This window comes from Curtobacterium sp. DN_7.5 (assembly GCF_022655355.1).
Lineage (GTDB): Bacteria > Actinomycetota > Actinomycetes > Actinomycetales > Microbacteriaceae > Curtobacterium > Curtobacterium luteum.
Genome location: NZ_CP093378.1, coordinates 3,308,775 through 3,331,746 on the forward strand (window position 1 = coordinate 3,308,775; position 22,972 = coordinate 3,331,746).

A 22,972-nucleotide genomic window follows, 5' to 3' on the forward strand; every position below is an offset into this window, starting at 1 on the left:
CCGTCGGCGACACTCTTGCGGGTTCCCGCCGCAGGCTGCGTCAGGCGTCGAAGCGCGCGCCCTTCGCCTTCGGCGGCAGGAGGAAGAGCACGAGGAGCACGAGGGAGCCGATGCCGAGCGCGACGTGGAGGAACTGCCAGAAGCCGGACAGGTTCGCGTCGTGCAGGCGCCGTGCGCCGAGGGCGAGCGAGCCGACCAGCGTCGCGAGCCCCCAGAGCACGAAGAGGTACGCGCCGACCTGGTTCTCGAACAGCGGTGCGTCGGGCGTGAAGGCCTGCGGGACGAGCTGCAGCGCGAGGCCGATCGCGAACGACGTGATCCACCACCACCAGAACTCCGCGCGGGAGGCCCGTCCGCCGAAGACCGTGTACTTCCGCCAGAACCGCCGGACGGCCTCGGGGAACGGCGCTCCGTAGAAGGGGTCGCGCAGGGCGACGCCGCCGGGCTGCACGCTGTCGTTGCTCATGGTCCGAGCCTGTCACGTCGAACCACGAATCCGACGTCGAACCAGCGCGGACGCACGGTTCGACGTCGGATTCGTGGTTCGGACGCCCGCCGGGGACTACACGAGCGAGTCCCGCCAGGCCGCGTGCAGCTGGGCGAATCGGCCCGTCCCGGCGATGAGGTCCTCCGGCGTACCGTCCTCGACGATGCGCCCGTGCTCCATGACGAGCACGCGGTGCGCGATCGCGACGGTCGACAGCCGGTGCGCGATGATCACCGCGGTCCGGTCGGCGAGCAGCGTCTCGAGGCCCTCCTGCACGAGTCGCTCTGACGGGATGTCCAGCGACGCCGTGGCCTCGTCGAGGATGAGCACCTTCGGGTCGGCGAGGAACGCCCGCGCGAACGAGAGCAGCTGCCGCTGTCCCGCGCTCACCCGGCCACCGCGCTTGTTCACGTCGGTGTCGTACCCGTCCGGCAGCGCCATGACGAACTCGTGCGCGCCGACCGCCTTGGCCGCCCGCACGATCTCCTCGCGGGACGCCCCCGGCTTGCCGAGCTCGATGTTGTCCGCGACCGAGCCGGAGAACAGGTAGGCCTCCTGCGTCACCATGACGATCGCCCGGCGCATGTCCTTCGTGTCGAGCTCGCGCAGGTCGACCCCGTCGAGCTTGACCGATCCCTGCGAGGGGTCGTAGAAGCGCGCCATGAGCTTCGCGAGTGTCGACTTGCCCGATCCGGTCGAGCCGACGAGGGCGATCGTCTGCCCGGCGGGGATGTGCAGGTCGAACTCCGGCAGCACGACCTTGTCCGCGTTGTACGCGAACACGACGTCGTCGAAGTCCATCCGCCCGGTGGCGTCCGCGAGCCGAGTCGGCTTCACCGGGTCCGGCACGCTCGGCCGTTCCTCGAGCACCCCGGAGATCTTCTCCATCGCGGCCGAGGCCGACTGGTACCCGTTGTAGAACATCGCGAGCTCCTGCGCGGGGTCGAAGAACCGCTTCGCGTACAGGGCGACCGCGAGCAGCGCACCCACCTCCAGCGTCCCGCCGACGATCCGGAAGCCGCCGACGATGACGACCGCCGCGAGGGTGGCGTTGCCGATGAGCACGAGCACCGGGTCGAAGGTCCCGAAGAGGTTGAAGACCTTCGTGTTCGCCAGCCGGTAGTCCTCGACGTAGCGGCCGTACTCGTCACGGTTGCGGGACTCCTTGCGGAAGGCCTGCACCGCCCGGATGCCCGTCATCGTCTCGACGAAGTGCACGATGACACGGGCCGAGGTCACGCGGGTGGCTCGGAACAGCGTCTGCGAGTTCGTCTGGAACCAGCGGATCAGGAACCACAGCGGCACGAGCGACGCGGCGAGCACGAGCCCGGACGTCGGGTCGAGCACGACGAGGGCGATCGCCGTGAACACCATGTAGAGCACGCCCTGGATGAGCTGGTTCAGCCCGGAGTCGAGCAGTTCGCGGATCGAGTCGAGGTCGCTCGTCTGGCGCGAGATGATCCGGCCGGACGTGTACGTCTCGTGGAACTCGAGCGAGAGCCGCTGCGTGTGCAGGAACACCCGCTTCCGGAGGTCGAACAGGATCGCCTGGCTGATCCGGGCCGCCAGCACGGTGTACCAGGCGGTCAGGACGGCCCCGGCGATCGCCACGACGATGTACGTCGCGACGACGCCGAACGCCGGCACCCAGTCGTTCCGGTCGAGCACCGCGGGCAGGGCGTTGTCGATGCCCCACGCGATGAGCGCCGGGCCCGCGACGGTCCCCGCGGTCGACACCACGACGACGACCGCGAGCAGGACGAGCCGGGCCTTGAGCGGCGCGGCGAGCGATCCGAGCAGGGCGAGGGATCGACGCCGGAGGCGCTTGCTCTCCGCCTTGGTGAAGTCGTCGCGCTCCTCGCCGCGGACGCCGAGCGTGGTGATCGACGCGGTGACCGGCTGCTGCGCGTCGTCGACATCCGGTGCGTCGGTCGACTGCGCCGATGTCTGGGCTGGCAGTTGCTGTTCCTGCTGGCTCATGCCATCGCCTCCTCTCGGGCGGGCGCATCGTCCTCGTCGAGCGAGGAGATGACGTAGCGGTAGTGGTCGTTGGTGGCCATCAGCTCCGAGTGGGTGCCGACGGCGGTGACGACGCCGTTCTCCATGAGCGCGACGCGGTCAGCGAGCGTCACGGTCGACGGGCGGTGCGCCACGATGAGCGAGGTGGTCTCGGCGAGGACGCGGCGGAGGCCGGCCTCGACCCGGGCCTCGGTGTCGACGTCGAGCGCGGACAGCGGGTCGTCGAGGACGAGCACCGACGGCCGCGCCGCGATGGCACGGGCGAGCGCCAGGCGCTGCCGCTGCCCGCCGGAGAGGGACAGCCCCTCCTCGCCGACACGGGTGTCGACGCCGTCGGGCAGGTCGTCCACGAAGGACGCCTGCGCGATGTCGAGCGCCTCGCGCATGACGGCCTCGGCCTCGTCGCCGGACAGGTCCGGTCGACCGAGCAGCACGTTGTCGCGGACCGACGTGGAGAACAGCGTGGCGTCCTCGAACGCGACGCCGACGTGGCGACGGAGCTCCTCGCGCGTGAGCGTGCGGATGTCGACGCCGTCGATGGTCACCGAGCCACCGGTGACGTCGTAGAGCCGCGGCACGAGCGACAGCAGCGTGGTCTTCCCGCAGCCGGTCAGCCCGACGAGCGCCATGGTCTCTCCCGGACGGAGCTGCAGCTCGACCCCGTTGATGAGGTCGGGGTACTGCGGCGGGGAGTCCTGGTACCGGAAGTGCACCGCGTTGAAGGACAGCGCACCGTGCGGCTCCGCGATCGTCTGCGGGTGCTCGGGGTCGGTGATCGTGTTCTCGGAGTCCATGACCTCGAAGAAGCGGTCGACCGCCGTGCGGGTGTCGAACGTCATCGACAGGAGGAAGCCGATCGACTCGATCGGGAACCGCAGCACGGTCGCCGTCGCGAAGAACGCGAACAGCTGCCCGACCGTCAGCTGCCCCTGCGATGCGAGGTAGATCCCGGCGAGCAGGCACAGCGCGAACGCGACGTCCGGGACGAGCAGCAGCCACAGCCAGATGCTCGCGACGGCCTTCGCCTTCTCGATCTCGGTGCCGCGCAGCGCCTCGGCCTGCTCGCTGAACTCGTCGAGCTTGGAGCGGCCGCGTCCGAACGCCTTGAGCACGCGGATGCCGTGCACCGACTGCTCGACGCTCGTGGCGAGGTCGCCGACCTGGTCCTGGCTGCGCCGGGCCACCACCGAGTACTTGCGCTCGAACAGCAGGCCGTTGATCCACAGCGGGATCGACGCGACGAGGAACACCAGGCCGAGCAACCACCCGAAGGAGAACAGCACGACGAAGCCGACCACGATCGTCACGATGTTGACGACGAGCAGCACGACGCCGAACGCCAGCCACCGGCGGATGAGCGACAGGTCGGACACCGACCGGGACAGCAGCTGGCCGGACTCCCAACGGTCGTGGAAGGCCACCGGCAGGTCCTGCAGCTTCGCGTAGAGCGCGTTCCGCATGCTCGTCTCGATCCGCGTCGACGGACGCATGACGAGCCGGCGACGCGAGGCGATGAAGAACGCCTCGAGCACACCGAGCGCGAGCACGCCGAGGCCGGCCGGCCAGATCTGCGCGGCGTCCTTCGAGGACAGCGGGCCGTCGACGAGCCACTGCAGGACGTAGGGGATCGCGAGCGCCACCAGCGAGGCGCCCATCGCAGCGGCCATGCCGCCGATGAGCCGACGCTGGTACGGCTTCACGTAGGGGTGGATCCGCGCGATGGCGCGGAAGGTCGAGGGTCGGTCGGTGGACGGGCGCGCCTGGTCTGGCGTCTTGGACATGCGTTGCGTCCTCGTGCGTCGTGCCGCAGCCCCTGGCCGGTCGCTGCTGTCGCAGCCGTCAGCCGGGAGGCTCGGTGTCCGTTGCGTGGTGGTCGTCGGCCGAGCGGGTGGCCGGGTCGTGGGCCGCTCCCGCCCGGTGGGGCGGGTCGGCCTCGCGTCGTGGCCGTTCGCCGCCGCACAGCGCGGCGTCGGGTCGGTCGGAGTGCACCGGGGGCGTGGCCGTCCCCGGGTTCAGGCGTGGGCTCGCGCGGGCCCGTGCTCGTCACCGCCGGTGGTCACCCGGCGGCTCGTCGCGTGCTCGTCGTCGTCGGTCGAGACCGACGGCTCGTCGCTGGCTGTGGGATGCAGCCCTACGCGGACAGCGGTGCCGTGACGGCGGGCGTACCCGGGAACGGGTACGGCGCGACGGCTCCTGGTGCGAACCGGGGCCGTGCGTCGGGAGCGGTCCCCACGAGGCGCACGATGTCCGCACGGGCTGCCATGGCCGTGGTCGGGGTCGTCGTGTGCATCGTCACTCCAGTCGTCGTCGTCGTCACCGTTGTGTCCGCGGTGCCGCCGGCCCGGAGCAGTCTCCTGCTGGGTCGTCGGCTGCCTGTCGCGGAGCCTTACAGAGTATTCACAGTCGAACGGAGCGCGCAAGCGTTTTCCGACGGTTGCGGTTGTTCGACTCAGTGGAAGAAGTGCCGCTCGCCCGTCAGGTACATCGTGACGCCGGCTGCCGTCGCCGCGGCGATGACCTCGTCGTCGCGGACGCTGCCACCCGGCTGCGCGACCGCGCGGACCCCGGCGTCGAGCAGCACCTGCAGGCCGTCGGCGAACGGGAAGAACGCGTCGGAGGCCGCGACCGACCCGGCAGCGCGGTCCCCGGCCCGGTCCACGGCGAGGTGGCACGAGTCGACCCGGTTGACCTGCCCCATGCCGACGCCGACGCTCGCGCCCGCGTTCGCCAGCAGGATCGCGTTCGACTTCACGGCGCGGCAGGCCTTCCAGGCGAACGCGAGGTCCGCCAGGGTCTGCTCGTCCGCGGGCTCGCCCGACACCAGGGTCCACGTCGACTGGTCGAACCCGTCGAAGCGGTCGGCGTCCTGCACGAGGAACCCGCCGGAGACCTGCTTGACCTCCTGCGGCGCCAGCGCGAAGTCCGCGGGCAGCTGCACGAGGCGGATGTTCTTCTTCCGCGAGAGCACCTCGAGCGCCTCGGGGTCGAAGGCCGGGGCCACGACGACCTCGGTGAAGATGTCCGCGACGGTCTCGGCCATCCCGAGCGTCACGGGACGGTTCGCGGCGATGACCCCACCGAACGCCGACAGCGGGTCGCAGGCGTGCGCGGCGGCGTGGGCGGCGGCGATCGGGTCCGCTGCGTCCGCCGGTGCGGTGGCGATGCCGCACGGGTTCGCGTGCTTGATGATCGCGACCGCGGGCTCGGCGAAGTCGTAGGCGGCGCGGACGGCTGCGTCGGCGTCCACGTAGTTGTTGTACGACATCTCCTTGCCGTGCAGCTGCGTCGCCTGGGCGATGCCGGTGCCGTCCTCGACGCGGTAGAGCGCGGCGCGCTGGTGTGCGTTCTCGCCGTAGCGGAGCGTGGTGGCCAGCCCCGCGTCGACCGAGAGGTGCTCCGGGAAGTCCGCACGGGCCTCCTGGCCGGCGCCGTCAGCCGCCGCGACCGTGCCGACCACGTCCGAGGCGAAGTAGGAGGCGACCGCGGTGTCGTACGCGGCGGTGTGGGCGAAGGCCTGCGCCGCCAGACGCTTCCGGAGCTCGAGCGTCGTGCCGCCGGCGCGGACGGCCTCGACGACCTCGGCGTAGGAGGACGGCGAGACGACGATCGCGACGTTCGGGTGGTTCTTCGCCGACGCGCGGACCATCGCCGGGCCGCCGATGTCGACGTTCTCGACCACGGTCGCGGTGTCGGCACCGGACGCCACCGTCTCGACGAACGGGTACAGGTTCACGACGACGAGCTGGAAGGCCTCGATGCCGAGCTCGGCGAGCTGCTGCTCGTGCGACTCCAGGCGCAGGTCGGCGAGGAGCCCGGCGTGCACCGAGGGGTGCAGGGTCTTCACACGACCGTCGAGCGACTCCGGGAAGCCCGTCACGCTCGACACGTCGGTCACCGCGAAGCCCGCGTCACGGATCGTCTGCGCGGTGGACCCCGTCGACACGATCTCGACCCCGGCGTCGGCGAGCGCGCCGGCCAGCTCCAGCAGACCGGACTTGTCGGACACCGAGATCAGTGCGCGGCGCGCGGGCACCACGTCACGGTCGCGGTACAGGCTGGGGTCGGCGGCGTGCACGCTCATGCGTTCGGGGAGCCCTTCAGGTCGGTCTTGCCGTTGGCGATGTCGAGGACGGTCTGGATCAGCAGGCGACGTTCGACCGGCTTGATGCGGTCGTGCAGCGTCGACTCGGAGTCGCCCGGCAGCACCGGGACACGCTCCTGCGCGAGGATCGGACCCGAGTCGACGCCGTCGTCGACCGCGATGACGCTCGCGCCCGTCTCGGTGACGCCGGCGGCGAGGGCGTCGCGGACACCGTGGGCGCCGGGGAACTCGGGCAGGTACGCGGGGTGGGTGTTGATGATCGCCGGGGAGAACTCGGCGACGACGGCCGGCGGCAGCAGGCGCATGAGGCCCGACAGCACCAGGAGGTCCGGCGACCAGGGGCGGATCTGCTCGGCCAGGGCGGCGCCCCATTCGGCGCGGCCGGCGTAGCGGGAGTACGGAACGGTGAAGGTCGGGATCGAGAACTCCTCGCCCAGACCGAGCCCCTCGGCGTCACGGTCGGCCCCGATCGCGACGACGCGGGCGGGGTACTCGGCGTCCGTGGTCGCCTCGAGCAGCGCCCGCAGGTTCGACCCGGTACCGGAGATCAGGACGACCAGTTCGAGCACGGGGTCCAGCCTACCGGGGCGCTCGGGCGTGCTACTCCGCCGACTTGGGCCTGCGCCACCAGGGCAGCTCGTCCTCGGGGATCTGGTCGGTGCGGTCCCAGTTCGGTGCGGCGGCGGCGCGGTCACGCGAGGCGGGTCCGTCGTCCGCGTCGTGCTCGTCGTGGTCGTCAGGCCGGTCGTGGTGGCCCGCGACGAACTCCTCCGTGCTCCAGGGGAACGCCGGCTGCGGTTCCGTCCCCGGCGCGGTGGGCAGCGGCGCCGAGGCCGGTCCCACGTCGTTGCCGGCGACCCGATCGCGCAGGGCTGCCGCACGGTCCCGGACCCCGCCGCGCACACCGTCGGCGGCGCCACGCAGGCGGTCGCGCACCGCGCTGAAGGCGGGGCGGCCGGCGTGCCCCGGGGCCTCGTGGTCGACGCGGTCGGCGGCGACGACGTCCGTCCGGGCCCACGCGGGGAGTTCGACGTCCGCGTCGGCGTCCCGGTGGACGTCCGGCCCGGCGTCAGCGTCCCGCTCCGGCCCCGCGGTGGCAGCGACCGGTCCGTCGTCGACCGAGGCCGTGCTCGACTCGGCGTCGGCGTCGGCGTCGGCCCCGTCGGCGGCTGGCGCGTGGTCGACGGGCTCGTGCACCTCCTCGACCACGAAGCGGTGGACCTCGGTCGTCCGACCCGCCCCGGCTCGGTCGAGCGCGGCGAGCAACGACCCCTCGGCGCCTGCCGCGGTGTCGTCGTCGTCCGTCTCGGTCCAGCGCTCCCGACGTTCCGGCAGCCGCACGAGGTCGCTGCCGACGGCGAGCGCGACGACCGCCGGCACGCCGACCTCGAGCGCGGCGAACGCACCGACGACGAGCGCGTGCGGCCCGACCTCCGCGAGCCGGCCGGGCCCGAACGAGCCGGACGAGATCCAGGCGACGAAGCCGGTGAGGACCCCCGCGACGAGGCCGGCCGCGACGCCGCCGAGTGCCCGGTGCAGCGCGGAGTCGGCGGTGCCGAGCGCCCGGACGAGCCGCGGCCGCAGGAGTCCGGCGACCGCGAACCCCGCGACGACCGGCACGAGGACCCAGACCAGTCCGAAGGTGTGACCGGACGCGGGCAGTGCGCCGAAGACCGGGAGCCCTGGGATCGGGCCGAGCGAGGTGCCGATCGGCGAGACGCTCGAGCCGGTGCCGATGGCGAACCCGGGCCCGACGAGCCACGAGGTCGCCCAGCCGACGAAGTCCGGCAGGAACGCCAGCTGTCCGACCGTCAGCGCGATGCCCCCGACGACACCGGCGTGCGACCGCTCGTACAGCGTGATGACCTCGGCGAACGAGCCGAACAGCAGGAACGCGACCACGACCCCGGCGACCGCGACGACGACGGCGGTCGCGGCCGTGCCGACCCGGAGTCCGAACGCCGCCACGGCACGCCAGACCGCGGGGATCCGCTGCACCAGGTCGATCGCCCGCTGCGAGACCGGGTCGGGCGGGAGCATCCGGCGCGCGCGGCACACCTCGGAGCCGACGAACGCCGGGATCCCGAACCAGAGCGCGGGGAACACGACGGCCTGCCAGACGCTCGGCTCCGTCGCGGTGGAGGTCGACGAGAGCGCCACGGCGAGGCCCAGCACGGCGACCACGGCGGTGCCGACGAGCACCCCGGTCGTCCGGTGCGCCGTCTCCGCGAAGCGCCGACCCGCACGGGCGCCGAGCCATGCCGTGACGAGGGCGAACCCGAGCGCCGCGAGCGTGACGTGGATCGGAGCCGATGCCCCGCTCACCCCGGACGACCGCGCGAGCGCCGAACCGAGCAGGAACGTCACGTCGACCCCGTGTCCGACGAGCCAGACGCTGCCGCTGGCCTTCCAGAACACGTCCCAGTCGACCTGCAGACCGTACTCGAAGCCCCACAACAGGGTCAGCGGCACGAGCGCGATCCCGACGCCCACGCCGACCGTCACGATCCCCTCGATCGCGGCGAGCACGGCGGTTCCCAGGCGGTTCATCCGGGCCAGGCTACGTGCTGCTCGGACGTCCTCGAGTGAGCCGCGCGGGGGCGTCGCCCGACCACACCCTTGCCGTGTTGGTATTTCGTATTCATAATGTTTGTATGCACACGATCTCGCTCGCAGCCGCGAAGGCCGCCCGCATGACCGCCCTCCGACTGCGCAACGCGACCTCGGACGTGCCGGTGTGCGACACCGACGATGGCCCGGTCGTGAGCATGACGAGCTTCGGTGAGCGCATCACCTCCGCACACCTGGCCCTCGAGAGCATCGCGGCGGGCTCGTTCCGACCGAGCCGACTGGTCCTGTGGCTCGACGACCCGCGCGCGGTGCACGCCCTGACGCCGGGACTGCGCCGGCTGGTCCGTCGTGGGCTGGAGGTACGGCTGGCCGAGGACGACGGTCCGCACAAGAAGTACTACCCGTACGTCCAGTCGGAGCGCGTGCACCGGGTGCCACTCGTCACGGCGGACGACGACTGGCTCTTCCCGCGCCGCTGGCTCGAGACCCTCATGCGCGAGCACGCCGCCGACACCTCGACGAACACCTCGCACCGCGCCCGCGACATCGCGGTCGTCGGCGGAGCCGTCGCGCCCTACGCGGAATGGGGGCGGATCGGTGCACGCGGCTCCTCGCCGCGCAACCTGGCGACGGGCGGCTGGGGGCACGTCCTCACGCCGCGCATGCTCGAGGCGCTCCGGGACCGACACGAGGAGTTCCGCGCGGCGGCTCCGCGCGCGGACGACATCTGGCTGCACCGGGTCGCGGTGGAGTCGGGCACCGCGCCGAAGTCGGTCGGCCGCTACGACCACCGGCACATCCTGCACCTGCCGATCGGGTCCGGCCCGACGCTCGCCGAGACGAACGTCGATGCGGGCGGCAACGACCGCCAGGTCTCGGCCGCTTGGACCCCCGAGGTGCTCGCGCGGATCACCGGCGACACGCAGGAACCCGCGACGACCGTGGCGGCGACCGACCCGGCCTGACGGGCACGGGGCTCGGGAACCACCCGGACGACGGGAGGCACGGCGCGAACCTGCACCGTGCCTCCCGGCCGTCTGTCCGGACCCGTGGTCCGGCGGGGTCGCTACGCCGTCGCGGCGGCGACCACCTCGCGCAGCAGCGCCGCCGTCTCGGACGGCGTCTTGCCGACCTTGACGCCGGCGGCCTCGAGCGCCTGCTTCTTCGCCTCGGCCGTCCCCGCGGAGCCGGACACGATCGCGCCCGCGTGCCCCATGGTCTTGCCCTCGGGCGCGGTGAAGCCGGCGACGTAGCCGACGACCGGCTTCGTGACGTGCGCCTTGATGTAGTCGGCGGCACGCTCCTCGGCGTCGCCGCCGATCTCGCCGATCATCACGATCGCCGAGGTCTCGGGGTCGGCCTCGAACGCGGCGAGCGCGTCGATGTGGGTGGTGCCGATGACCGGGTCGCCGCCGATGCCGATGGCGGTCGAGAAGCCGAGGTCGCGGAGCTCGTACATCATCTGGTAGGTCAGGGTGCCGGACTTCGACACGAGTCCGATCGGCCCCTTGCCGGTGATCGTCGCCGGGGTGATCCCGACGAGCGACTCGCCCGGGGTGATGATGCCGGGGCAGTTCGGGCCGATGATCCGGGTCTTCCCGCCGAGCGCCTTGGCGTGCGCCCAGAACTCCGCGGAGTCCTGCACCGGGATGCCCTCGGTGATGACGACGACGAGCGGGACCTCGGCGTCGATGGCCTCCATCACGGCGTCCTTCGCGAACGCCGGCGGTACGAAGACGATCGAGACGTCGGCACCGGTGGTGTCGACGGCCTCGCGCACCGAACCGAAGACGGGGAGCTCGACGTCGCCGTGCGTGACGGTCGTGCCGGCCTTGCGGGCGTTGACCCCGCCGACGACCCGGGTGCCGGCCTTGAGCATGAGGGCGGTGTGCTTCGTGCCCTCACCGCCCGTGATGCCCTGGACGATGACCTTGGAGTCCTTGTTGAGGAAGATCGACATTGTTCTGCAGGCTCCTTACGCCGCGGCCGCGGCGAGCTCGGCGGCCTTCTCGGCCGCATCGTCCATGGTCGCGGCGACGGTGACGAGCGGGTGCGCCGCCTCCGCCAGGATCCGACGACCCTCGTCCACGTTGTTGCCGTCGAGGCGCACGACGAGCGGCTTGGTGGCCGAGTCGCCGAGGATGCCGAGCGCGGCGACGATGCCGTTCGCGACGGCGTCGCACGCGGTGATGCCGCCGAAGACGTTCACGAAGACGCTCTTGACCTGCTCGTCGCCGAGGATGACGTCGAGGCCGTTGGCCATGACCTCGGCCGAGGCGCCACCGCCGATGTCGAGGAAGTTCGCGGGCTTCACGCCGCCGTGGCGCTCACCGGCGTACGCGACGACGTCGAGCGTCGACATGACGAGCCCGGCGCCGTTGCCGATGACGCCGACCTCGCCGTCGAGCTTCACGTAGTTGAGGCCGTGCTGCTTCGCCTTGGCCTCGAGCGGGTCCTCGCTGGCGGTGTCCTCGAGCTCCTTGTGCTGCTCGTGGCGGAAGTCGGCGTTCTCGTCGAGCGAGACCTTGCCGTCGAGCGCGAGGATCTGACCGTCACCGGTGCGGACGAGCGGGTTGACCTCGACCAGGGTGGCGTCCTCGCCGGCGAAGACGTCGTAGAGCTTCACGAAGACGTCCGCGACCTGGTCCTGGAGCTCGGAGGGGAAGTTCGCCTGTCGCGCGATCTCCAGCGCGGCTTCCGTGTTGATGCCGGTCAGCGGGTTCACCTCGACGCGGGCGAGGGCCTCGGGCTTCTCGACGGCGAGCTGCTCGATCTCCATGCCGCCCTCGACGCTGACGAGCGACAGGTAGGAGCGGTTGGCACGGTCGAGCAGGACGGAGAAGTAGAACTCCTCGGCGATGTCCGCACCCTGGGCGATCATCACGCGCTGCACGGTGTGGCCCTTGATGTCGAGGCCGAGGATCGCCTGCGCGTGCTCGTAGGCCTCGTCCGGGGTCTTCGCGACCTTCACGCCGCCGGCCTTGCCGCGACCGCCGACCTTCACCTGCGCCTTGACGACGACCACGCCGCCGATCTTCTCGGCCGCTGCCTTCGCCTCCTCGGGGGTGTCGGCGATGATGCCCTGCAGCACAGGGACGCCGTAGGACTCGAAGAGGTCCCTGGCCTGGTACTCGAAAAGATCCACGCTGTTCTTCTTCCCGCACGTTCCGTGCGATCGGCATCGGTTACCCGGTCGCTACACTCCACATCGAGGGTCGCTCGATGTCGAGACAACGGCCGCGGGTCAGCCTAGCGCCGGCAGGTGGACGCGCGGTGCGCGCGATCGGCCGGGAGGCACGGATCGCCTGCGTCGTTCGACATCCGGAGCGCGCACTGCCCCACGGGCCCCCAGGAAGGGTCCGGCACGGTGGTCGCGATGGACACTGCACTCCGAGACCGCGCCGCCGACGTCTTCGGCTGGGACCTCCGAGACGCCCAGGCGACGGTGATCGACGCCGTGCTGCGCGGCCGCGACGCCCTCGCGCTGATGCCGACCGGCTCGGGCAAGTCCGCGATCTACCAGGTCGCGGGCCTCGCGCTCGACGGACTCGTCGTCGTGGTGTCCCCGCTCGTGTCGCTGCAGGAGGACCAGGTCGTCGGGCTCGAGCGCCACCCGGACGCCCCTCGTGCCGTCGCCGTGAACGCCACGAAGCGGGCCTCGGACGTCGAGGACTCGTGGGACGCGATCGCCGCCGGGGACGTCCGCTACGTGTTCCTCGCGCCCGAGCAGCTCGCGAAGGACGAGGTGGTCGAGCGGCTGTCCGAGGCCGGCGTCTCCCTGGTCACCGTCGACGAAGCGCACTGCGTGTCCTCGTGGGGGCACGACTTCCGACCCGCCTACCTCGCACTCGGCGAGGCCGTGGAGCGCCTCGGACGCCCGCCGGTCCTCGCCCTGACGGCGACCGGATCGGCTCCGGTGCGCGAGGACATCACGGCGCGGCTCGGCATGCGGGACCCGCTCGTGCTCGCCGCGGGCTTCGACCGCCCCGGCATCCGCATCGAGGTCGAGCGGTATGCCGACGCCGCGGAGAAGCGCGACGCCGTGGTCGAGCAGGCCGCGGCCGCGTCGGGCACCGGCATCGTCTACGTCGCCACCCGACGGGAGACCGACGAGTACGCCGACGCCCTCCGTGCCCGCGGCAAGGACGCCCGGCCCTACCACGCGGGGATGCGGGTGCGCGACCGTGACGCCGTCCTGCACGCCTTCCACGACGGCGAGCTCGACGTGGTGGTGGCGACGAGCGCGTTCGGCATGGGGATCGACAAGCCCGACGTCCGGTTCGTCCTGCACGCCGACGTCGCGGAGTCCGTCGATGCCCACTACCAGGAGATCGGCCGTGCCGGGCGCGACGGCCAGCCGGCGACCGCGACCCTGCACTACCGCGCCGAGGACCTCGGGCTCCGGCGCTTCTTCGCGTCCGGGAGCCCGAAGCCGGCGTCCCTCCGGGCACTCTTCGACGCCGTGCCCGCCTCGGGGTCGATCCCGCGCTCGGCCCTCGCGGACGCCTCGGGACTCTCCGCGCGCACGGCCGGCCGCGCCGCGAACGCCCTCGTCGAGGCGGGGGTGCTCGACGACGGGCCGGACGGCCTCGCACGCGCTGGCGGCGGCCCGACCAGCGCGGAGGCAGCGACGAAGGCCGCCTCGGCACGTGCCGACCAGCGCGAGGAGGTCGAGCAGTCGCGCATCGCGATGATGCGCCGGTTCGCGGAGACGCTCGGGTGCCGCCGGCAGTTCCTGCTCGGCTACTTCGGCGACGAGCTGGCGGAGCCCTGCGGCAACTGCGACACCTGCACGTCCGGCTCCGCACACGAGGACGCCACCCACGGCGCAGACGGGGCGCACGACGACGCCTGGCCCCCGGAGTCGATCGTCGAGCACCCGGAGTGGGGCCGCGGCACCGTCATGAGCACCGAGGACGACCGGGTGACGGTCTTCTTCGACTCGGCGGGGTACCGCACGCTCGCGCTCGCCGACGTCGAGGGACGGCACCTGCTCGAACGCGTCTGAGGCCGACGGGGAGGACGGGCACCCGGCGGGGGAAGGCGCGGTCGCTCGACCACCCGTCGGCGACCGCGCTCCACTCCCCCGAGCACCGGTGAGCATGCACGCACGTCGTGTCGCGGAGGTGACCACACGGTGAACGCGACCCGAACCCGGTCCGCTGGGCGCACCTCCCGGCCGACCGGTGCGCGCACCGGACAGCCGTCCCCCGGGCTGTGCGGCTCCTCCGACCGTCCCTCGCGTACGCAGGAGGACCACGACGAGAGGAACACCCACATGAGCAACGACGTCAACCAGGCCGCGCAGGAGCGCCTCGGCGGCATCATCCAGGACCGCGCGTTCGACCGGTTCGGCGAGGTCTGGGCCGAGGACGTGGTCGACCACGACCCGGCCCCCGGCCAGGCGCCCGGCCTCGCCGGCATCGTCGACTTCTGGAAGGACTTCACGTCGGCGTTCCCGGACCTCGAGCTGACCCCGGACCCGCTGGTCGTCACCGACGACTTCGTGACCGCGGTGTTCACGATCCGCGGCACCCACACGGGACCGTTCCAGGGGCACGAGCCGACCGGGAAGTCCTTCGAGGTGCGCGGCATCCAGGTGGCGAAGTTCCGCGACGGCAAGATCGTCGAGCGGTGGGGCGCGACCGACGAGCAGGGCCTCGCGCAGCAGCTCGGCCTCGACGACGCGTCGGACGCGGGCGACGGCCACGGCGACGTCCGTTTCGTGTCCGCGTAGTCGTCCACTTCGTGTGCGCCGAGGCGCGGCGCGTAGACAGGACACCCACGAACGAGAGGAACCCCATGAGCGACCCGGGCACCACCCCGAACGACGGCCCCGACACGGACGGCTTCCGCGACGACGACGTGGACACCGAGCACGCGGGCCCCTACGAGGTCGACGACCGCGAGGAAGCACTCGAGACCGTGACGAACGATGCGGTCGGCGGTGAGACCGTCGAGCCCCAGCCCGGCGACGGCACGGCGTCCGGCCCGACCGGCGGCGCGGAGCGCGAGGAAGCCCCGGACCTCTGGGAGCACGACGGCGACGAGGACCACCCCGACCTCGGGAACGACCTCGGCACCAAGCCGCTCTGAAGTCCGCGCTGGCTACCATCGGAGCGTGATCCACCGACTCCAGCAGCGCCTGCGCCGGCACCCCGGCGCGGCGCGGCTGGTGTCGGTCGCCGGTCTCCTGCTCATCGCCGCAGCCGCGACGACCGGCGTCCGCTCCGGCGTCACGGCGTGCGGACCCCAGACCGCGGGGCCGACCTGCACGGTCGGGAACCTCGGTTGGCTCGCTCTCCTCGTCGTCGGCGTCCTGGCCGCGGTCGTCGCCGGCTCGGGCGTCCTGTGGCCGCTGCCCGCCATCTGGACCGTGGCGGCCCTGCTCTCGGCGGCGCGCGGCGACGTCGGCAGCACGACGTTCGTCGTCGTCGCGGTCGTCCTCGGCGCCGTCGCGCTCGGCACGGCGATCTGGATCGACGTCGCACCACGCGCACGCCGACGCCGGGCCCGACGTGACGAGTGAGGGGTCGATCGGCGCCGACCGGACGGGAGGCGCCGCGCACGACCCGAACCGTGCCTCCCGGTCGTCCCCCGGTCGCGACCGAGCGCTCCGCCGCCTGCTCGCGGACAGCACGCCGGTCGCCGCCGGCGGCCGGGCCATCCTGCTGCAGATCGCGGACCCGGTGGTCGCGGCGGGCGTCCGTCGGCACTCGGACTTCGCCAGCCGACCGCAGCAGCGGCTCGCCCACACCCTGACGTTCGTCTTCGCGGTGATCTCGGGCACGCCGTCGGACGCGGCCACCGCGGCCGCCTTCGTGGACCGCGCGCACGTGCCCGTCGAGGGCGCGGACGACGTCGACCGGCAGCTCTGGGTCGCCGCGACCCTCTTCGACTCGGCACGGCAGGCGCACGCGGCGTTCGGTTCGGCGGTGTTCGCCGCGCGGGACGAGGAGGTCCTGCAGGCCTACGCGCCGATCGGGACCGCGCTCCGGGTGCCGCCGTCGCGCTGGCCGGGGTCGGTGGCCGCGTTCGACCGGTACCGGGACGAGGCGCTCGACCGGCTGACCGTCACCGACGACGCCCGCGGTGTCGTGCGGGACCTGCTGCACCCACGGTTCGCGCCGTGGTGGGTGCGGGCGGCGATGCCGCTCGTGCGGATCGTGACCGTCGGCATGCTGCCGGATCGGCTGCGAGCCGAGTACGGCTTCCCGTGGGGGCCACGGGAGCGTCGGCGGTACGAGCGGACCGTGCGGGTGCTCCGTGTCGTCCGTGGGCTGGTGCCCGGGTGGCTCCTCCGTCTGCCGGGGCCGGTGCTGGTGCGGGCGATGCGGCGGGCGGCGGCGGGACGTCCGGACGGATACTTGTCGGACTGACAATTACCGTGGTACGGTCGGTCCATGGCAGTCGAACTCAGCACCTGGGACGCCCAGGGCACACCGACGACACCGACGTTCTCCACCATGCGGTTCCCCGCGGGTGAAGCCCACGTCAAGGTCGTGGACGACGCCGACGCGGGGGCGACCACCGAGATCGCGACCCTGCGCGGCACCAGCGGCGACGACATCCTCGTGCTCGGCATGTGGGCGGACGCCGTCCGGCAGCGCGGCGCGCGGTCGGTCGCGCTCGTCCCGTACCTCCCCGGCGCGCGGCAGGACCGCGGCCTCCCGTTCGGCGCGAAGGTCTACGCGGACGTCCTCAACGGCTTCCGCATCGACCAGGTGATCGCGTTCGACCCGCACTCGCCGGTCATCGTCGGCCTGGTCGAGCGCCTCACCGTGGTGCCGAGCGAGCAGGTCGTGCACGACGCCGTCCTCGCCGGGTCCGACTACAGCGGCATCATCGCGCCGGACAAGGGCGCCGTCGCCCGGGCATCGCTGGTCGCCGAGACCGCCGGGCTCCCCCTGTTCCGCGCCGAGAAGCACCGCAACCCCGACACCGGGAAGCTCGACGGGTTCTCCTGCGAGCCGCTCCCGGACACTGGCCGCCTGCTCGTCGTCGACGACATCTGCGACGGCGGCGGCACGTTCACGGGTCTGGCCGGATCGACCGGCCTGCCGAAGGAACGGCTCGGCCTCTGGGTCTCGCACGGGGTCTTCTCCGGCCGCGCCCCGCTGCTCGCCGACCACTTCGGCGAGATCGTCACCACCGACTCGTACCCGGCCCAGAACGACGTTCCGGGCCTGCGTACCGTCCCGCTCAGCCCGTACCTCACGAAGGAGATCCGATGACCACCACCACGACGGGCATCGAGCCCCGCATCACCACCGCGAGCCCGATCGCGCCGCTCCTCGCCGTCGACGGCTACAAGCACTCGCACCGGCAGGTCTACCCGGCCGGCACGACCCGGATCCTCATCAACTGGACGAACCGGTCGAACAGCCACATGCCGGAGTCGACGCACGCCGTGGTGTTCGGTCTGCAGGCGTTCATCCAGCGCCACCTCGTCGAGGCCTGGGCACCGTTCTTCGCCGCCGACGAGGACGAGGTCGCCGACCTGTTCGAGCAGGCACTCCAGGGCTACTTCGGCCCGAACCACATCGGGACCGACCACGTCCGAGCGCTGCACCGGCTCGGGTACCTGCCGCTCGACGTCAAGGCCCTGCCCGAGGGCACCCTCGCCCCGATCGGCGTCGCGACCCTGACCATCGAGAACACGATCGACGAGTTCTTCTGGCTGCCGAACTACATCGAGACCGCCCTGTCGGCGTCGATCTGGCACCCGTCGACCGTCGCGACGAAGGCGCTCGAGTACCGCGACCTCATGGAGGACTGGGCCGACCGCACCGGCGCCGACCCCGCGAGCATCGACTTCGCCGCGCACGACTTCTCGTTCCGGGGGCAGTCGAGCATCGAGTCCGCGGCCGCCGCGGGCGCCGGACACCTGCTCTCGTTCCTCGGGACGGACTCGATGCCCTCGCTCGACTTCATCGACCGCTACTACCCCGGCGACAACGGCTGGGTCGGGGCGAGCGTCCCCGCGACCGAGCACAGCGTCATGTGCGTCCGCGGCGCCGACGGCGAGCTCGAGACCTTCGAGCAGATCCTCGACGTCTACCCGACCGGCATCGTCTCGGCGGTCAGCGACGGGTTCGACCTCTTCAAGGTCGTCACGGAGACGCTCCCGCAGCTCAAGGACCGCATCACCGCCCGCGACGGCAAGCTCGTCATCCGTCCCGACTCGGGCGACCCGGTCGACATCGTCACCGGCACCGTGCACGGCGTCCCGGAGGACGAGCTCTTCCGCGACGGTCGGAGCCACGAGGAGAAGGGCGTCGTCGAACTCCTCGACGAGCTGTTCGGCCACACCGTGAACGCGAAGGGCTACAAGGTCCTCGACCAGCACATCGGCGTGATCTACGGCGACAGCATCACGCTCGACCGTGCCCGACGGATCTACGAGCGCCTCGCCGCCAAGGGCTACGCGAGCGACAACATCGTGCTCGGCATCGGCTCCTACACGTACCAGTACATGACCCGCGACAACCTCGGCAGCGCCGTGAAGGCGACCTGGGCCCTCGTCGACGGCGAGCCGGTCGACATCCAGAAGGACCCGAAGACCGGCAGCGGCAAGAAGAGCGCGAAGGGACGGATCGCCCTGCACCGTGACGCGAGCGGCGAGATCCGGCAGACCGACCAGGCGAGCCCGGATGACGAGGCGAGCAGCCTCCTCCAGACCGTGTGGGTCGACGGTCGGTTCACGGTCCTGCAGTCCTTCGCGGACGTCCGGGCCACGCTCCGCGAGGAGCGCGCAGCCCGCGCGGCCCGTCGGGCCTCGGCGTGACCGAGGCCCCCGTGGCGACCCGCGACCAGCCGCTCATCGCGATCGACGTCGTCCCGGTGTCGTTCACGACGGCGAACGGTCTGCGGGTCGCCACCGCGCGGCGGGCGTACGCCCCCTACGCCGGCCGGGAGGCACTGCCCGGCGTGCTCCTGGGCGCTGCGGAACGCCTCGTCGACGGCGCCCGGCGCGCGCTGCGGACCAAGACCGGGATCGAGGCGGCTGCGGTCCGGCACCTCGCGCAGGTCGGCGCGTTCGACGGTCCCTCGCGCGACCCGCGCGACGCGGCCATCAGCATCGCGTTCCTCGCCGTCGTGGCGCCGGGAGTGGACGCTCCGTCTGCGGTGTGGAACCCGGTCGGCGGGGCCGAGCCGGGCCTCCCGTTCGACCACGACACGATCGTCCGGACGGCCGTCGACCAGGTGCGCACCCGGCTGTGGCGCGACGTCGCCCTGACCCGCGCGCTGCTCGGCGAGGTCTTCGCGACCTCCGCCGCAGCGCACCTGCACACGGCTCTGCACGGCACTGCGCCCGACGCCGGGAACCTCAACCGCGCGCTCCGGACGAACCTCGCGCTCGTGCGGACCGACGCCGCTCCGACGTCGACGGGACGGGGCGGGCGTCCCCCGGCGACCTGGACGTGGGTGGACTGAGCGGGGTTGGCTGGACGCATGTCCGCTTCGCTGTCCGGTGACGACTCCCTCGAGCTCCCGGAGTTCGACACGCCACCCGCCTTCCCGCTCGACCTCGCCCGCGCCTGGCTCGCCGACGCCGAGGACCGCGAGGTGTCCGAGCCGCTCTCGATGACCCTCGCCACCGCCGACGCCGAGGGCCGGGTGTCCGCGCGCACCGTCGACGTGAAGCGCATCGAGGACGACGGCCTCGTGTTCGGGTCCTCGACGCTCAGCCCGAAGGGCCGACAGCTGGCCGCGAACCCGCACGCAGCCCTCCAGGTCTACTGGCGCGAGACCATGCAGCAACTCCGGTTCGAAGGGCGTGCCGTGCAGCTGTCCGACGCCGAGTCCGACGCGCTCTTCGCCGACCGGTCGCCGAAGTCACGGGCAGCGACGGCCATCGCGGACCAGTCCGACGTCCTCGAACCCCGGACGCTGCAGGACCTCATCGACGACGCGAACACCCTGCTGGCGGACACGGACGACGACGTGCCCCGGCCCGTCGGGTGGGTGGCGTGGCGGTTGGAGCCGGACGTGGTGGAGTTCTGGCACGGCAGCCGCGACCGGATGCACCGGCGGTTGCAGTACGTGCGGACGCCCGACGGGTGGGACGCGGCGCGGCTGCAGCCGTAGCGGGCGGTGGCGGCGGCGGTGGCGGCCGCCACCGCGGTCGCGGCGGCCGCGGCAGCCGCGGTGCCCGCGGCGCGAGCCATCCCCGTGGGGTCGCACAACCAAAGTCGCGGCGCACCGCGGAATCACGTGGTGCGCTCCGCCTTTGGTTGTGCGCTGACGGCGCGCGCAGGCGCGCCGGGCGCGGCGGCGCGCGGCGCGGCGCGCGCAGGCGCGCGGCGCGCGGCGCGCGGCGCGCGGCGCTAGAGCTTCTCGATCGGGGCGATCTTGATGAGCAGCTTCTTGCGCCCGGCCGAGTCGAACGCGATCTCCGCGATGCGCTTGGCCCCCTGGCCGGTCACCGCGGACACGGTCCCCTCGCCGAAGTCGACGTGCTTGATGCGGTCGCCGGCCACCAGCTCGAGGTCACCGTTGTCGCGGACCTGTCCGGACACCCGGTTCGCCCACTCGGTCTTCGGGCGGGTCTTCGCCGCCGCCGCTGCACGGTCGTACGAGCCCCCGCCCCAGCCTCCGCCGCCGCGGTAGCCACCGCCAGAGCCGCCCGCGCCGCCAGCACCGCCGATGCCACCGCGCCGGGCGTTCAGGGCGCGCGGCTCGGTGCCACCGCGGCTGTTCGCCATGCCCGGCGACTGCTTCCACTCGATGAGGCCCTCGGGGATCTCCTGCAGGAAGCGCGACGGCATCGCCACGTTGACGTCGCCGAACTGCGCCCGGGTCATCGCGAGGGAGAGGAACAGGGACTTCTTCGCACGCGTGATGCCCACGTAGAACAGTCGGCGTTCCTCGGCTGGCCCACCGGGCTCGTTCGCGGACATCCGGTGCGGGAGCAGGTCTTCTTCGACACCGGTCAGGAACACCGCGTCGTACTCGAGGCCCTTCGCGGTGTGCAGCGTCATGAGCGACACCGTGCCCGACGAGTCGTCGAGCTCGTCCGCCGCGGCGACGAGCGAGACCTCGGTGAGGAAGTCGGAGAGGGTGCCGTCCGGGTTGTTCTTCTGGAACTCCCGCGTGACCGCCACGAGCTCGTCGATGTTGTCCGCGCGGGCGGCGTCCTGCGCGTCCGGCGACTTCCGGAGGTTCTCGAGCAAGCCGGAGCCGTCGAGCAACTGCGTCAGCGTGTCCACCACCGGCTGGTCCTGCGCCTTGGCGGAGACCTCGTCGAGGAGCGCCGCGAACGACGTGATCGCCGTGCGGACCTTCGGGCCGAAGCCGAGCTCGTCCGCGTGGCGCAGGGCGTCGCGCATGGTTGTCTCGTGCTCATCCGCGTACCGCTGCAGGGTCGTCTCGGTGACAGCACCGATGCCGCGCTTCGGGACGTTGAGGATGCGGCGGAGGGCCATCGGGTCCGCGGGGTTGGCGATCGTGATCAGGTACGCCATCGCGTCCTTGATCTCGGCACGCTCGTAGAACTTCGTGCCGCCGAGCACCCGGTACGGGATCGCCGCGCGGATGAAGATCTCCTCCAGCGCACGGGTCTGCGAGTTCGTCCGGTAGAACACCGCCATGTCGCGGTAGGCCGTGCCGCCCTCGTGCAGCCGCTGGACCTCGTCCGCGACGAACTGTGCCTCGTCGTGCCCGGTGTACCCGGTGAAGCCGACGATCTTGTCACCGGCGCCGACGTCGGTGAACAGGTTCTTCGCCTGCCGGTCGAAGTTGTTCGCGATCACCGCGTTCGCGGCGTCGAGGATGTTCTGCGTCGAGCGGTAGTTCTGCTCGAGCAGGATGACCTTCGAGTTCGGGAAGTCGCGCTCGAACTCGACGATGTTGCGGATGTCGGCGCCGCGGAAGGCGTAGATCGACTGGTCCGAGTCACCGACGACGGTCAGTGACGCGGGGGCGATCGACCCGTCGCGCTCCCGCATCCGCTCGACGTGCTGACCGGCGTCCTCGAGCGCGTCGACCCGCTCGACCGGCACCGGACGGGTGAGCTCGCGGATCAGGGCGTACTGGGCGTGGTTGGTGTCCTGGTACTCGTCGACGAGGATGAACCGGAAGCGCCGCTGGTACAGCGCCGCGACGTCCGGGAACGCCCGGAACAGGAACACGGTCTGGCCGATGAGGTCGTCGAAGTCGAACGCGTTCGCGCGGCGGAGCTCGTCGGTGTAGCGGCGGAAGACCTGGGCGAACATGACCTCCTGCGGATCGTTCGCGTTGATGTTCCGGACGTAGGTGTCGACGTCCTGCAGCTCGTTCTTGAGCTTCGAGATCTTCGACGCGGCCGCACCGACGGTGAGCCCGAGCTGGTCCGCCTCGTACTCCTTGATGATCCGCTTGAGGAGCGCGCGCGAGTCGGCAGAGTCGTAGATCGTGAACGACTGGGAGAAGCCGAAGCGCTCCGCCTCACGCCGGAGGATCCGTACGCACGCCGAGTGGAACGTCGAGATCCACATGCCCTCGGCCTCGTTCCCGACGAGGGCCCGGACGCGCTCGCGCATCTCGGCGGCGGCCTTGTTCGTGAACGTGATCGCGAGGATCTGCGACGGCCAGGCCTCACGGTTGGCGAGCAGCAGCGCGATCCGGCGGGTGAGCACGCTCGTCTTCCCGGAGCCGGCGCCCGCGACGATCAGCAGGGACTCGCCGCGGTACTCGACGGCTTCCTTCTGCTGGGGGTTCAGACCCGCGGTGAACGGGTCCTCGTGGGCAGCGGCCCCGGCACCCCGCTCGGGCGCCGAGTCGAATGGGTCCAGCACGATCGTCATGTCCGG

General features: G+C 72.0%; 20 protein-coding genes. 10 read left to right on the top strand and 10 right to left on the bottom strand.

Translation table 11 applies throughout. The features are described from left to right. Positions 1–40: 40 nt before the first annotated feature. The 7 genes from MON03_RS15570 to MON03_RS15600 form a co-directional block, all read right to left on the bottom strand. Positions 41–466: a DUF805 domain-containing protein gene (locus tag MON03_RS15570; RefSeq protein ID WP_242089357.1), complete on the bottom strand. Its 426-nt coding sequence runs from the start codon at positions 464–466 to the stop codon at positions 41–43. A gap of 96 nt (positions 467–562) precedes the next feature. Next, positions 563–2,371 carry an ABC transporter ATP-binding protein gene (locus MON03_RS15575; RefSeq protein ID WP_502798703.1) on the bottom strand — a complete coding sequence of 603 codons (1,809 nt, stop codon included), beginning with the start codon at positions 2,369–2,371 and terminating at the stop codon, positions 563–565. Between the two features lie 92 nt (positions 2,372–2,463). Next, complete coding sequence (locus tag MON03_RS15580; RefSeq protein WP_242089360.1) at positions 2,464–4,287, bottom strand: ABC transporter ATP-binding protein; 1,824 nt, start codon at positions 4,285–4,287, stop codon at positions 2,464–2,466. Between the two features lie 350 nt (positions 4,288–4,637). Then, positions 4,638–4,796, bottom strand: coding sequence for a hypothetical protein (locus MON03_RS15585; RefSeq protein WP_175327605.1), 159 nt, complete (start codon positions 4,794–4,796; stop codon positions 4,638–4,640). A 159-nt stretch (positions 4,797–4,955) separates the two neighbouring features. Continuing rightward, positions 4,956–6,587 (bottom strand): bifunctional phosphoribosylaminoimidazolecarboxamide formyltransferase/IMP cyclohydrolase, encoded by a 1,632-nt coding sequence (gene purH / locus MON03_RS15590; protein ID WP_242089362.1) that lies wholly within the window; start codon positions 6,585–6,587, stop codon positions 4,956–4,958. Continuing rightward, on the bottom strand, positions 6,584–7,177 hold the full coding sequence (purN, locus tag MON03_RS15595; protein WP_242089364.1) for a phosphoribosylglycinamide formyltransferase: 594 nt from the start codon (positions 7,175–7,177) through the stop codon (positions 6,584–6,586). Before purN ends, purH begins: the two co-directional genes overlap by 4 nt. Before the next feature lie 31 nt (positions 7,178–7,208). Next, positions 7,209–9,158: a cell division protein PerM gene (locus tag MON03_RS15600; protein ID WP_242089366.1), complete on the bottom strand. Its 1,950-nt coding sequence runs from the start codon at positions 9,156–9,158 to the stop codon at positions 7,209–7,211. A 104-nt stretch (positions 9,159–9,262) separates the two neighbouring features. On the opposite strand from MON03_RS15600, the gene MON03_RS15605 reads away from it, so the two are divergent. Further along, a complete protein-coding gene (locus MON03_RS15605) occupies positions 9,263–10,144 on the top strand; it encodes a hypothetical protein (protein WP_242089368.1) in 882 nt (293 codons plus the stop codon). Positions 10,145–10,245: 101 nt separating this feature from the next. Here MON03_RS15605 and sucD read toward each other — a convergent pair whose 3' ends face one another. Beyond that, positions 10,246–11,139, bottom strand: coding sequence for a succinate--CoA ligase subunit alpha (gene sucD, locus MON03_RS15610; protein ID WP_242089371.1), 894 nt, complete (start codon positions 11,137–11,139; stop codon positions 10,246–10,248). A gap of 15 nt (positions 11,140–11,154) precedes the next feature. Beyond that, positions 11,155–12,324 (bottom strand): ADP-forming succinate--CoA ligase subunit beta, encoded by a 1,170-nt coding sequence (gene sucC, locus MON03_RS15615; RefSeq protein WP_242089373.1) that lies wholly within the window; start codon positions 12,322–12,324, stop codon positions 11,155–11,157. Between the two features lie 231 nt (positions 12,325–12,555). On the opposite strand from sucC, the gene MON03_RS15620 reads away from it, so the two are divergent. The 9 genes from MON03_RS15620 to MON03_RS15660 all read left to right on the top strand — a co-directional run bounded on the left by MON03_RS15620 (position 12,556) and on the right by MON03_RS15660 (position 20,270). Next, entirely contained in the window at positions 12,556–14,187 is a 1,632-nt protein-coding gene (locus MON03_RS15620; protein ID WP_242089375.1) for a RecQ family ATP-dependent DNA helicase, read from the top strand. 270 nt (positions 14,188–14,457) lie between these two features. Beyond that, positions 14,458–14,916 (top strand): ester cyclase, encoded by a 459-nt coding sequence (locus MON03_RS15625; RefSeq protein WP_242089377.1) that lies wholly within the window; start codon positions 14,458–14,460, stop codon positions 14,914–14,916. A 65-nt stretch (positions 14,917–14,981) separates the two neighbouring features. After that, on the top strand, positions 14,982–15,275 hold the full coding sequence (locus MON03_RS15630; protein ID WP_242089379.1) for a hypothetical protein: 294 nt from the start codon (positions 14,982–14,984) through the stop codon (positions 15,273–15,275). Between the two features lie 25 nt (positions 15,276–15,300). Next, entirely contained in the window at positions 15,301–15,708 is a 408-nt protein-coding gene (locus MON03_RS15635; protein WP_022904870.1) for a hypothetical protein, read from the top strand. Further along, positions 15,698–16,558 (top strand): oxygenase MpaB family protein, encoded by an 861-nt coding sequence (locus MON03_RS15640; protein ID WP_242089382.1) that lies wholly within the window; start codon positions 15,698–15,700, stop codon positions 16,556–16,558. Before MON03_RS15635 ends, MON03_RS15640 begins: the two co-directional genes overlap by 11 nt. 24 nt (positions 16,559–16,582) lie before the next feature. Next, positions 16,583–17,413, top strand: coding sequence for a phosphoribosyltransferase family protein (locus MON03_RS15645; RefSeq protein ID WP_242089384.1), 831 nt, complete (start codon positions 16,583–16,585; stop codon positions 17,411–17,413). After that, entirely contained in the window at positions 17,410–18,966 is a 1,557-nt protein-coding gene (locus MON03_RS15650) for a nicotinate phosphoribosyltransferase (protein ID WP_242089386.1), read from the top strand. The genes MON03_RS15645 and MON03_RS15650 overlap by 4 nt, the downstream gene beginning before the upstream one ends. Beyond that, entirely contained in the window at positions 18,963–19,616 is a 654-nt protein-coding gene (locus MON03_RS15655; protein WP_242089389.1) for an NUDIX hydrolase, read from the top strand. The genes MON03_RS15650 and MON03_RS15655 overlap by 4 nt, the downstream gene beginning before the upstream one ends. An 18-nt stretch (positions 19,617–19,634) precedes the next feature. Continuing rightward, positions 19,635–20,270 (top strand): pyridoxal 5'-phosphate synthase, encoded by a 636-nt coding sequence (locus MON03_RS15660; RefSeq protein WP_242089391.1) that lies wholly within the window; start codon positions 19,635–19,637, stop codon positions 20,268–20,270. 239 nt (positions 20,271–20,509) lie between these two features. Here the strand turns inward: MON03_RS15660 and MON03_RS15665 are convergent, their stop codons facing one another. Further along, positions 20,510–22,966 (bottom strand): ATP-dependent helicase, encoded by a 2,457-nt coding sequence (locus tag MON03_RS15665; RefSeq protein WP_242089393.1) that lies wholly within the window; start codon positions 22,964–22,966, stop codon positions 20,510–20,512. Positions 22,967–22,972: the final 6 nt, after the last annotated feature.